11 protein-coding genes are annotated in these 11,855 nt (G+C 73.3%); 5 read left to right on the top strand and 6 right to left on the bottom strand.

Going from position 1 to position 11,855, the window contains the following annotated elements; all coding sequences use genetic code 11:
- From ABB55_RS30935 to tsaD, 5 genes are all read right to left on the bottom strand, one after another.
- Positions 1–205, bottom strand: a 205-nt coding sequence (locus ABB55_RS30935) for a class I SAM-dependent methyltransferase (protein WP_420848250.1), incomplete at its 3' end; no start/stop codon positions are given.
- Between the two features lie 23 nt (positions 206–228).
- Entirely contained in the window at positions 229–645 is a 417-nt protein-coding gene (locus ABB55_RS16820; RefSeq protein WP_054359835.1) for an EVE domain-containing protein, read from the bottom strand.
- Between the two features lie 7 nt (positions 646–652).
- Positions 653–943: a YciI family protein gene (locus ABB55_RS16815; RefSeq protein ID WP_054359834.1), complete on the bottom strand. Its 291-nt coding sequence runs from the start codon at positions 941–943 to the stop codon at positions 653–655.
- A gap of 178 nt (positions 944–1,121) precedes the next feature.
- On the bottom strand, positions 1,122–2,120 hold the full coding sequence (locus ABB55_RS16810; protein WP_054359833.1) for an NAD(P)H-dependent glycerol-3-phosphate dehydrogenase: 999 nt from the start codon (positions 2,118–2,120) through the stop codon (positions 1,122–1,124).
- The gene (gene tsaD, locus ABB55_RS16805; RefSeq protein WP_054359832.1) at positions 2,117–3,193 is read right to left on the bottom strand and encodes a tRNA (adenosine(37)-N6)-threonylcarbamoyltransferase complex transferase subunit TsaD; all 1,077 of its coding nucleotides are present in this window, start codon (positions 3,191–3,193) and stop codon (positions 2,117–2,119) included. The genes ABB55_RS16810 and tsaD overlap by 4 nt, the downstream gene beginning before the upstream one ends.
- A 263-nt stretch (positions 3,194–3,456) precedes the next feature.
- Here tsaD and hemC point away from each other — a divergent pair, with 263 nt between their 5' ends.
- The 4 genes from hemC to ABB55_RS16785 all read left to right on the top strand — a co-directional run bounded on the left by hemC (position 3,457) and on the right by ABB55_RS16785 (position 9,276).
- A complete protein-coding gene (gene hemC, locus ABB55_RS16800) occupies positions 3,457–4,377 on the top strand; it encodes a hydroxymethylbilane synthase (RefSeq protein WP_054359831.1) in 921 nt (306 codons plus the stop codon).
- 14 nt (positions 4,378–4,391) lie between these two features.
- Positions 4,392–5,105, top strand: coding sequence for a uroporphyrinogen-III synthase (locus ABB55_RS16795; RefSeq protein ID WP_054359830.1), 714 nt, complete (start codon positions 4,392–4,394; stop codon positions 5,103–5,105).
- A 561-nt stretch (positions 5,106–5,666) separates the two neighbouring features.
- The gene (locus ABB55_RS30420; RefSeq protein WP_054359829.1) at positions 5,667–7,289 is read left to right on the top strand and encodes a hypothetical protein; all 1,623 of its coding nucleotides are present in this window, start codon (positions 5,667–5,669) and stop codon (positions 7,287–7,289) included.
- Between the two features lie 10 nt (positions 7,290–7,299).
- A complete protein-coding gene (locus ABB55_RS16785; protein WP_054359828.1) occupies positions 7,300–9,276 on the top strand; it encodes a heme biosynthesis protein HemY in 1,977 nt (658 codons plus the stop codon).
- On the opposite strand, the gene ABB55_RS29055 is transcribed toward ABB55_RS16785, so the two are convergent.
- Positions 9,174–9,935: a tRNA-uridine aminocarboxypropyltransferase gene (locus tag ABB55_RS29055; protein ID WP_083463691.1), complete on the bottom strand. Its 762-nt coding sequence runs from the start codon at positions 9,933–9,935 to the stop codon at positions 9,174–9,176. The two genes, ABB55_RS16785 and ABB55_RS29055, sit on opposite strands and share 103 nt — an antisense overlap.
- A 334-nt stretch (positions 9,936–10,269) precedes the next feature.
- On the opposite strand from ABB55_RS29055, the gene ffh reads away from it, so the two are divergent.
- On the top strand, positions 10,270–11,814 hold the full coding sequence (ffh, locus tag ABB55_RS16775) for a signal recognition particle protein (RefSeq protein ID WP_054359826.1): 1,545 nt from the start codon (positions 10,270–10,272) through the stop codon (positions 11,812–11,814).
- Positions 11,815–11,855: the final 41 nt, after the last annotated feature.

Genomic DNA, 11,855 nt, shown 5'->3' with positions numbered 1-11,855 from the left:
GATCGAGCACATGGCGCGCGAGCGCCTGCCCGCCCGCCCAGGCAAAGGCCCAGTAGGGCGGCGGCAGGCCGATCGTCTCGAGCTCCGCCTCGGTCCGGTGCCAGAGCTCCACCGCCTCGTCGGCGAGGTGGAGCCGGATCTCCGGCACATGCGGCGGCGCCTGCAGGCGGGTGTTGGCCGCCACGAAGGCGACCAGCGCCGGCAGGTCCGGATCGGCGGGCGTGCCGGTCACGAGCCGCCGCCACGCTCCAGGATGGCGTCCCATTCCGCGTCGGTGACCGGCTGCACGGACAGGCGGGAATTCTTGACCAGCACCATCTCGGCGAGGCGCGGATCGGTCTTGATCGCGGCCAGTTCGACCGGAACCTTCAGGGGCGCGACCGCCTTCAGGGTGACGGCGCCGAACCGGCCGGCCTCGTCCTTGGGGTCGGGCGCCCAGGGCTTGACCACCTCGACCACGCCGACCACGGCCTTGCCGTCGTTGGAATGGTAGAAAAAGCCGCGGTCGCCGACCTGCATCGCCTTCATGTGGTTGTTGGCGAGATGGTTGCGCACCCCGTCCCAGAAGGTGCCCGCCGGCCCGGCCGCGACCTGGTCGTCCCAGGACCAGACGCCGGGCTCGGACTTGTAGAGCCAATGCGCCATCGCGCCCTCACGCCGCCGGATTGCCGAAGGTCCAGCGCCAGGGCTTGACCTCGACGCTCTCGAACAGGCCGGCCTTGGCGTAGGGGTCTTCGGCGAACAGCGCCTTGGCGGCGCCGAGGTCGGCGGCTTCGACGACCACGAGCGAGCCCGACATGGTCTCGGCGGCATCGTCCAGGAACGGACCGGCCAGCTTCAGCGTCGCGCCGAGGCCTTTCAGCCAGGCGACATGGGTGTCGCGGGTATCGAGGCGGAGCTGCAGGTGGCCGGGCTTGTCGCGGCAGATGGCGAGAAACAGCATGGATCAACGATCTCCGATCGGGTTTCGGCGAGCGACCATAAGGCCAGTCGCCCGCAAACGGAATCGTCCCGTCGCAAAGAAGGCGGGAAAGCGCCCGTCCGTCCGGCACCGGACCGGACGGCTTGGGCCGGGCGGCCTCAGCCGGACGGCTCCGGCTGGACGCTTCCGGCCGGGCGATTCAGGTGCCCTCGCGCCGGAGCGGCCGCGTCATCAAACCCTCGACGGCGGCATCGACCGACAGCCGGCCGGCCAGCACCGCCGCCACCGCACCGGTGATCGGCAGGTCGACCCCATGGCGCTCGGCCAGATCGAGCGCGACCGACGCCGTGAAGGCGCCCTCGGCCAGCTTGGCGCCGGTGCCGGTCAGGTCCGCGACCGAGCGCCCCTCGCCGATGCCGATGCCGAGCGAGAAGTTGCGCGACTGCCGGGAGGTCGCCGACAGGACCAGGTCGCCGAGGCCGGACAGGCCCATCAGCGTCTCCGGCTCGGCGCCGAGCGCGCGGGCGAGGCGGCCGAGTTCGGCGAAGCCGCGCGCGGTGAGCGCGGCCTGCGCGCTGGCGCCGAGGCCGCGGCCGACCACGATGCCGGACGCGATGGCGATGACGTTCTTGAGCGCGCCGCCGATCTGCACGCCGACCACGTCGGTCGCCGCATAGGGCCGGAAGCTCGGCGAGACCAGCGCGGCCGACAGCCGCTCGGCAAGCGCGCCATCCGCCGCCGCGACGGTCAGCGCCGTCGGCAGGCCGCGCGCCACGTCGTCGGCAAAGCTCGGCCCGGACAGCACCGCGGCCGGCCGGCCCGGCAGTTCCGCCGCGACGATCTCGGTCATCAGCGCGTCCGTGCCGCGCTCGATCCCCTTGGCGGCGACCAGGACCGGCACGCCCGGCCGGACATGGGCGGCGAGGTCGCGCAACAGGCCGCGGGTCGCCTGCGCGGGCACCGCGGCGATCACGATGTCGGCCGCCGCCGCCTCGGCCAGATCGCCGGTCGCGGTGAAGCGCGGTTCGAGCCGGATGCCGGGCAGGAACTTGGAATTGGTGCCGAGGGAGCCGACCTCCGCGGCCACGGCCCGGTCGCGCGCCCAGAGGGTGACGGTCCGGCCCGCCCGTGCCGCCACCAGCGCCAGCGCGGTCCCCCAGGCGCCGCCACCGAACACCCCGACCCTGATCCCGCTCATGCCTTGGCTCCGTGCTGGCCGGAGCCGAGCTTCGGCACGGCATCGGCATCGAGCGGCCAGCGCGCCCGCGCCGGGGCATCGAGCCCGTCGACGAGGCCAGCCGCCAGCCGCTCCGCACCGGCCCAGGCGATCATGGCGCCGTTGTCGGTGCAGAGCCCGGCGGGCGGCACCACGAGGCGCGCGCCGACCGCCGCGGCCGCCGCCCGCAGCGCGGTTCCGATCGCCTGATTGGCGGCGACCCCGCCGGCGACGACCAGGACGGGCGCGGTCACGCCGGTCTGCTTCGTGAAGACGGCCAGCGCCCGGCGGGCCTTGATGGCGACGATCTCGGCGACGGTCGCCTGGAAGGCGGCGGCGACATCGGCGACATCCCGGTCGGTGAGCGGCGCGGCGGCCTGCGCCGCCTGGCGGACCGCGGTCTTCAGGCCCGACAGCGAGAAGTCCAGGCTGTCCCGGCCGAGCAGCGGCCGCGGCAGGGCGAAGCGGTTGGCGTCGCCCGCGCGCGCCGCCCGTTCGACCGCCGGCCCGCCCGGATAGGCGAGGCCGAGCAGCTTGGCGGTCTTGTCGAAGGCCTCGCCGAGGGCGTCGTCGATGGTGGTGCCGAGCCGGCGGTAGCGGCCGAGCCCCTCGACGGCGACGAACTGGGTATGGCCGCCGGAGACCAGCAGCAGCAGGTAGGGAAATTCGACACCGTCGGTCAGCCGTGCGGTCAGCGCATGGCCTTCCAGGTGGTTGACGGCGACGAGCGGCAGGCCATGCACCAGGGCGATGCCTTTGGCGCTCATCAGCCCGACCAGGACCCCGCCGATCAGGCCCGGGCCGGCGGTCGCCGCAACGCCGTCGAGATCCGCGAAGCCGATGCCGGCCTCGGCGAGCGCGCGCGCGACGATCCCGTCGAGAGCTTCGACATGCGCGCGGGCGGCGATTTCGGGCACGACGCCGCCGAACCGCGCGTGGTCCTCGAGCTGGGAATGGACCACGTTCGACAGGATGCGCCCGCGTCCGTCCGCGTCGCGGGCGACCACGGCGGCGGCCGTCTCGTCGCAACTCGTCTCGATTCCGAGAATCAACATGGCGATCAGGGGACCCGGTTGGCCTCGTGCGGCGGTGGACGCCGTCAGGCGCAGGACGGTGCCGGACCCTGCCGGCGCGGTTTCGGAGTGCGCCGTCCAGCCGGTTTTCGGATGAACGCCGGATGGCGCGTGCGGCCGCCTTCGGCTAAAGACAAGTCTCGATATGGGGCTTGCCCGAGGCCGGTTCTAGCGTCCGCATTATGGACCGGCATCAGGCGATCCAGAGGGCGGCGCGCCCGGCTTTAACAGACGGTGGTCTTCACGTGCAATCCAAACTGTGGCGGATCGGGACGCGCGGCAGCGCACTCGCCTTGGCGCAGGCCTACGAGACGCGCGCACGCCTGATGGCGGCGACCGGGGCACCAGAAAGCGCCTTCGAGATCGTCGTCATCAAGACGTCCGGCGACCGCATCCTCGACCGGCCGCTGTCGGAGGCCGGCGGCAAGGGATTGTTCACCAAGGAGATCGAGGAGGCGCTGCTCGACGGGTCGATCGACCTCGCCGTGCACTCCTCGAAGGACATGCCGACCCTGCTCCCGGACGGGCTGGCGATCACCGCCTTCCTGCCGCGCGAGGACGTGCGCGACGCCTTCGTGTCGCCGGTCTATCACAGCCTCGCCGAGATGCCGGCCGGTGCGGTGGTCGGGACCTCGTCGCTGCGCCGCCGCGCCATGGTCATGCGGCTCCGGCCCGACCTGAAGGTGGTGGAATTCCGCGGCAACGTGCAGACCCGGCTGACCAAGCTGCAGTCCGGCGTCGCCGACGCGACGCTGCTGGCCCATGCCGGGCTGAAGCGGCTCGGGCTCGGCCATGTCGTCAGCCAGGTGATCGAGACCGACGATTTCCTGCCCGCCGTCGGCCAGGGCGCGATCTGCATCGAAAGCCGGGTCGGCGACGCGGCGACCGATGCCCTGGTCGCCCATCTGCACGACCCGCAGACCGGCATCTGCCTGGCGGCCGAGCGCGCCTTCCTGGCCGCCCTGGACGGATCGTGCCGCACGCCGATCGCCGGCCTCGCCCGGATCGATGGGGACGGCTTGCGCTTCGACGGGCTGATCCTGAAGACCGACGGCAGCGAAGCCCACACCATCGCGCGCCAGGGCGCCGTCGCCGACGCCGCGCGCATCGGCGCCGAGGCCGGACAGGCCCTGAAGGCGGTCGGGGGGCCGGACTTCTTCGGCTGAGAGGGGCGAGCGCGATGCGGGTTCTGGTCGTCCGTCCCGAACCGGAGGCGCAGAAGACGGCCGCGGCCCTCCTGCGGCGCGGCCATGAGGCGATCGTCGCCCCGCTCCTCGCGATCGTCCTCGCCCCCAACGCGGCGATCCGGCCCGACGGCCTCGCCGCCCTCGCGGTGACCAGCGCCCGGGCGCTCGAAGCGCTCGCGGCGCGGCCGGACTGGCCGATGCTGGCCGGACGGCCGATCTTCTGCGTCGGCGACGCGACCGCGACGGCCGCCGCCCGGCTCGGCGGCACGGATGTCCGCTCGGCCGCCGGCAATGCCGCCGATCTCGCCGCCCTGATCGCCGCCAGCCTGAACCCCGAAGCCGGAGCCATCCTCTATGCCGCCGGACGGGACCGATCCGGCGATCTGGACGGCTGGCTGCGCGCGGCCGGCTTCGCGGTCGACCTGGTCGAAGTCTACCGGGCCGAAGCCGCCGCCCGGCTGCCGGAAGCGGCGGCGGCCGAACTCTGCGCGGGGCGGATCGATGCCGTCTTGATCCACTCGCGGCGCACGGCGGAGATCTTAGTCAGTTGCCTGACTGAGTTGCGACCGATCCCCGACCTGGGGCATGTTGTCGTCCATGCCATCTCGGCGGCGGCGGCCGAGCCCCTTGAGGGCCTTGGCTTTCGCCGGATCGAGATCGCCCCGCGCCCGACCGCCGAGGCGATTTTGGAAACCTTGTCGGCGTAAGTCGGGACCGGCGCCGGTCGGCCCTCACGATCTCGCCACGATCGCCGCGATAGGTTGGTCGCCGCGATCGCATGATCGCCAAGAGCGGTTCGCAGCCGGGGAGGAACGCTGATGGCAAGGGACGGCAAGACCCGCTCCGGTCGACCCGACGGACAGGCCCGCGGTCGCAACGGCGGCTCGGAACCGGGCATGGCGGCGCCGTCCGGCGAGCAGCCCGCACCGATGCCGATATCGGCAGCGGCATCCGTCGCCCATGCCGGCCCGGATCACCCCATCCCTTCGGCCTCCGCAGGGTCGCCGCCGCCGGCCGACGGAACCGGACCGGACGGCCCCGCGACAGCTCCCGCCGATTCGGTCGCCGCAGCGCCGCCAGCCCCAGCCGGCTTGGCGGGCAGCCCGCCCGGCGGACCTTCCGATCCCATCCCGGTCTCCGCCGCGTCGGACGGACCGGTCGCAGAGCATGGACGTCCGATGTCATCCAGCACGCCCCGCCCCGTAGATCCGCTCCCCGAAGCCCCGGAGGTCGGTCCGGATCCCGCTCCCGCTGCGTCCGGCGGTCCCGTGCCGGGTCCGGCCGGGTCCGGCTTCGACCTGCGCCTTGCCGCCGCGGCGGCGGTCGGCGGCCTGATCGGCATCGGCGGCTCGCTCCTCCTGGCGGTCGGCGGCAGCTGGCCGGACAATTCTCCCGCCGCGAGCCTCGACCGCGCCCGCGTGGCCGGCTTCGAATCGCGTCTTTCCGAGGCCGAAAAGCGGCTGGCCGCGCCAACTCCGTCGGCCTCAGGCGCCGCCGTCCCGGCCGATCTCGCGCGGCGGCTCGCCGCGCTCGAACAGGTTGCCGCCGACCGCGGCAAGCAGATCGAGGCGCTGCAGAAGGACCTGCAAGGCCTGCGCAGCGCGGCCCCGTCGGGCGCTTCCCCGGGGGCCTCGTCCGGGGCCCCGGTCGCGTCCGGCACCGCACCGGCCGCCGATCCGGCCCGGCTGGACGAGCTCGAACGCAAGTTCCTGGCCGATATCGCCGTCGCTCGCGGCGGCTTCGAGCAGGCCTTGGCGGCGCAACGCCAGGCGCTTGCCGCCGAGATCAAGGGCGTCGCCGGCCGCACCGAGGCGCTGACCGCGCGGCTCGATGCCGGCGAACGGGCCGCGGCCGAGAAGCTGACGGCCGAAATCCGCAGCCTGGGCGACAAGGTCGCGGCCGGAGACACGGCGCTGGACGCCAAGCTGTCCGGCCTCGCCGAGACGCTCGGCCAGTCGGCGCGCCGGCTCGAAGCGCTCGAGACGGCGGCCGGCGACACGGCCAAGCGGCTGACCGGCTACGAGGATCTGAGGAAGACCGTCGACGTGCTGTTCGCCCGCGTCGCCGGTTTCGAGGAAACCCGCCGGCGCATCGAGACGATCTCGGCCGACATGGCCCGGCTCGCCGATCTCGGCAAGGCGGTCGAGGCGAACGGCACGGGGCTCGGCGAGGCCCGCCGCCAGGTCGAGGCCTTGACGGCGCGGTCGACGGAGGCCGAGCGGCGCACCGGCGATCTCGACGGCCGCCTCGGCCAGATCGGCAAGGGCCTGGACGCCGCGGCGGCCCGGACCGCCGCCGTCGAGGCCCGCTTCAACGGCTTCAGCGACCGGATCGGCGAGATCGAGAGCTTCGCCCGGCGCGGCGCCGATGCCCGCACCGACGCGGTGCTGGCCTTGTCGCTCGGCGCCTTGCGCGCCGCCGTCGACGACGGCCGCCCCTTCGCGACCGAACTCGCCACCGCCCGGACGCTGGCGCGCGGCGCGGTCGACCTCGCCGTCCTGGAGCCGCTCGCCGCGACCGGCGTGCCGACCAGCGCGCTCCTGGTCGACCGCTACGGCGCCGTCGCCAAGCGCATCCTGCAGGCGACCGCTCCGGCGGAAGCCGGCGGCCTGATGGACAAGCTCCTCGCCAATGCCGGTCAGGCCGTTTCGATCCGCAAGGTCGGCGAGGTCGGCGGCGACGGGCCGGAAGCCCGCGTCGCCCGTCTCGAAGACCGGCTCAAGGCGCGCGATCTGGCCGGGGCGCTCGCCGAATGGCGCGCCCTGCCCGAAGCCGGCCGCAAGGCCTCGGCCGACTGGGCGGCCGGGCTCGAAGCGCGCGTCGCCGTCGACAAGGCGCTTGCCGCCTCGACCGCCTCGGTCCTCTCCAAGCTCGTGCAGCCCGGCCAGTGAGAACCCCGCGATGATCCGCGTCCTCGTCTTCTTCGCCGTCCTCCTGGCGCTCGCCTTCGGCTTCTCCTGGCTCGCCGACCATCCGGGCGAACTGACGCTCGTCTGGCAGGGGGTCGAGATGAAGACCTCCACCATGGTGGTGGCGATCGCCATCGTGGCCTTCACGGCCGCGGTGCTGGCCGTGTTCGCCCTGCTGCGCGGTCTCGTCCGGACGCCCGGCGCGGTCGGCTCCTTCTTCACCCGGCGCAAGCGCGAGCGCGGCTGGCGGGCCTTGAGCCAGGGCATGATCGCGGTCGGCGCCGGCGATCCCTCGACCGCCGGCCGGCTCGCCCAGGAGGCCCGGCGGGTGCTCGGCGCCGAGCCGCTGGCGCTGCTCCTGGAAGCCCAGGCGGCCCAGCTGTCGGGCGACCGTGCCGCCGCCCACGAGGCCTTCGAGCGCATGCTGGAGGATCCGGAGACGCGGCTCCTCGGCCTGCGCGGCCTCTATGTCGAGGCCGGCCGCTACAACGATGCGACCGCCGCGCGCCATTTCGCCGAGGAGGCCAACACGCTCGCGCCGCGCGTCGGCTGGGCCGGCCAGGCGCTGCTCGAATTCCAGTCCCAGGACCGGGACTGGGACGGCGCGCTGGCGACCCTCGACCGCAACGCCCGCCACAGAATCGTCGACAAGCCGCGCGCCAAGCGGCTGCGCGCCGTGGTGCTGACCGCGCGCGCCCTGGAAATCGAGATGGGCGAGCCCGATCTCGCCCGCAACTTCGCCATGGAGGCGCATGGGCTGGCGCCCGAACTGGTGCCGGCGGCCGTGGTCGCCGCCCGCCTGATGGCCCGGGCCGGCGACATCAAGCGGGCCGCGCGCGTGGTCGAGACGACCTGGCGCCACGAGCCGCATCCGGAACTCGCCGACGCCTATGCGCATCTGCGGCCCGGCGACAGCGCGCAGGACCGGCTCGCCCGCATCAAGGATCTGATCCGGGTCCGCGCCCATCACACCGAATGCGCCTTCGCGCTCGCCCGCGCCGAATTGGAAGCGCGCAACGTCTCCGCCGCGCGCGCCGCCCTGAAGCCGGTCATGCACCCGGCGCCGAGCCGGCGCGCCTGCCTGATCATGGCCGAGATCGAGGAAGCCGAGCACGGCGCCCCCGGCAAGGTGCGCGGCTGGCGCGCCCGGGCCGCGCGCGCGCCGCGTGATCCGTCCTGGATTGCCGACGGTTTCGTCGCCGAGCGCTGGGCCCCGGTCTCGCCGGTCTCCGGCCGGCTGGACGCCTTCGAGTGGAAGGTGCCGGCCGATCTCCTCGGCGGCCCGGTGACCGACCCGTTCGACGAGACGGACGAGGCCGGCGACGACACCGCCGGCCTGCTGCCGCTCGAACAGGCGCGTCCCGACCCGACCCGCGCCGACTCGTTCCGTCCCGATCCGGCCCGTCCCGAACAAGGTCGCCCGGCCCACATGCCGCCGGCCGCGGAAGCCGAGCCGGCGAAGGCGCCGCCCGCCGCGGAGCCGCCCCGCGCCGAGCTGCTGCCGCCGGAGCCGACCCGCCCTGCGCCGTCGGCCCCCGCGCCCTCCGCTGCGACGCCCCCGTCCGCAGCGCCCGCACGCGAAAAGGCCAAGTCCGGCGCGCCGGACCGCAAGCCCGAGCCTGCGCTGATCGAGGCGAAGCCGGAACCGGTCAAGCCGGCCGGCCCGACCGCTCAGGCCGGCCCTGTCGCCGCCGAGCCGGCCAGGCCGACCGTCGTGGCGTCCGACAAGGTGGTGATCCTGCCCAAGGCGGCCGGCGAAACGCGGCCCGAGCCGCCGCGCGGCGAGACCGGCAAGCCGGACGCCCCGAAGGCCGACGTCCCCAAGCCCGACACCGCGCGCGCCGAAGCGGCGAAATCCGCGGCCTCCTACGTGTTCGCGCCGCCGCCGGACGATCCGGGCCCGGATGCCGGCGCGGCCGACGGCGCGGAGGCCGGCGAGCCGGGCCGGCGCTTCCGGCTCTTCTCCTGAGGCGGCGGCAGCGAATCCCGGTAGCGCTGCAGCATGCGCCGGAAGCTCGACAGCATCGCCTTCTCGATCTCCGGCTTGCCTTCGAGCCGGCTGATCACGAAGGCGACCGCCTCCAAGGTCGAGAGGCCTTCGCGGCGCGGCTCCTTGCGCAGCTTGCCGTAGAGCGAGGGCTGCGCCGGCCGGATCACCAGCCGGCGCGCCTTCAGGACCCAGGGATTGCGCCACCACAGCGTCTTGGCCTGGCTCCAGCTGCCGTCGAAGGCGACGACACCCTCGATGCCCTTGAGCGCCGCCGCCTGGTCGGCGACCGGCTTGCCGTCCTTGTCGACCACGGCCAGATCGCGGCCGGGCGGAAAGGCGTCGGTATCGACCGAGCCGAGATGCATCACCGCCCAGCGCTTCACGTCGACCTCGCGCCCAACCGCCTTGGACAGGCTCGGCCAGGACAGTCCGACCTTGAAGATGCCGCCGACGAAATGCCGGACGGCCAGCCGCGCCGAGCCGAGCGTCACGTCCTGCTCCTGCGGATGCTGCAGGATGGCCAGCCTGACCCGGGTCTCGACCGGCTCGACGAAGTCGCAGACGCACAAGGCCGCCGGCTTGCCGCAATGCGGGCAGGATTCGGGGGCGGCGGCGGGCAAGGCGGGGGTATCGGTCATGGGTTCGATCTCGGTTCGGCGTTCTGTCTATCCGGTCGTGCGACCTGCCGCGAGGGCCGAATAGGATCGGCATCCTTGACCCCCGCCGGCTTTGCGCGTATTGACCCGCGGTCTCGCCGAGAATTCGACGACGATCCGCCGACCGGGACCCGATCCCGGAGGTCCACGCCCGCCAGCGCGTTGCGCCCGCGGGCGCGTTTCCGTTTGGCGGGTTCGGTTCCGGACATGGGCTTTCCGCCCGTTCCGGTCTGTCGGCCTCCCGGACGAGACCCTATCTGAGTGCGATCGGGATCAACCCGTCGCCCTCGGGCGGCCTGAGCGAAGAGCGAGACGCATGTTCGAGAGCCTTTCGGAACGCCTGTCCGGCATCCTGGACAAGCTGACCCGGCGCGGCGCGCTGACGGAGGAAGACGTCAACGCGGCCATGCGCGAGGTGCGCCGTGCGCTGCTCGAGGCGGACGTGGCGCTCGACGTCGTGCGCTCGTTCACCGACAAGGTGCGCGCCCGCGCCGTCGGCCAGGAGGTGATCCGCTCGGTCACGCCCGGCCAGCAGGTGATCAAGATCGTCCACGACACGCTCGTGGACATGCTCGGCTCGGATGCCCGGCCGATCGACCTCGAAGCCCCGGCCCCGGTCGCGATCATGATGGTCGGCCTGCAGGGCTCGGGCAAGACGACCACCACGGCCAAGATCGGCCTGCGCCTGACCGCGCGGTCGCGCCGCAAGGTGCTGCTCGCCTCGCTCGACACGCGCCGCCCGGCCGCGCAGGAGCAGCTGCGGGTGCTCGGCGTCCAGAACGAGGTCGACACGCTGCCGATCGTGGCCGGCCAGTCGCCGACCCAGATCGCCGAGCGGGCCATGACGGCCGGCCGGCTCGGCGGCTACGACGTGGTCATCCTCGACACCGCCGGCCGCATCCATATCGACGAGCAGCTGATGCTCGAGATGGCCGAGATCAAGCGCGTCGCCAAGCCGCACGAGATCCTGCTCGTCGCCGACGCGCTGACCGGCCAGGACGCCGTCAATCTGGCCAAGTCCTTCGACGAGCGCGTCGGGCTGACCGGCATCGTGCTGACCCGCATGGACGGCGACGGCCGCGGCGGTGCGGCGCTGTCGATGCGTGCGGTCACCGGCAAGCCGATCAAGCTGATCGGCGTCGGCGAGAAGGCCGATGCGCTGGAGGATTTCGATCCCGCGCGCATCGCCGGCCGCATCCTCGGCATGGGCGACATCGTCGCGCTGGTCGAGCGCGCCGCCCAGGAGATCGACGTCCAGAAGGCCGCCAAGGCCGCCCAGCGGATGCAGAAGGGTCTGTTCGACCTGGACGATCTCGCCGAGCAGCTGCGCCAGATGGAAAAGATGGGCGGCATGAAGGGCATGATGGCCCTGCTGCCCGGCATGGGCAAGATGAGCAAGGAACTCGACAAGGTCGACGACCGGATCGTCAAGCGCCAGATCGCGATCATCTCGTCGATGACCTCGAAGGAGCGGCGCAAGCCCGAACTGCTCAATGCCTCGCGCAAGCGCCGCGTCGCGGCCGGCTCGGGCACGCGCGTGGAGGACATCAACCGCCTCCTCAAGCAGCACCGCCAGATGGCCGACATGATGAAGATGCTCGGCAAGAAGAAGGGCGGCATGCTCGGCGGCCTCGGCAGCATGCTCGGCATGGGCGGCGGCGCGCCGCAGATCGACCCGGCCGAGCTCGAACGGCTCGCCAAGTCCGGCAAGCTGCCCGACATGCCGCCCGGTTTCGGCGGCGGCGGCGGCCTGCCGCCCATGCCGCCCGGCGGGCTCGGCCTGCCGCCCGGCATGGGCTTCCCCGGTCCGAAGGGACCCGGCGGCTTCCCCACCCTTCCGGGGCTCGGCAAGAAGAAGTAGCCGACCCCACCCGCAAAACCGCCCCGGTCTCCGGGGCGCCT

It is taken from the genome of Prosthecodimorpha hirschii (genome assembly GCF_001305515.1).
In the GTDB taxonomy this organism is placed as follows: domain Bacteria; phylum Pseudomonadota; class Alphaproteobacteria; order Rhizobiales; family Ancalomicrobiaceae; genus Prosthecodimorpha; species Prosthecodimorpha hirschii.
The sequence above is the reverse complement of the archived record's forward strand: the minus strand, read 5'-3'. Positions and strand labels throughout refer to the sequence as shown.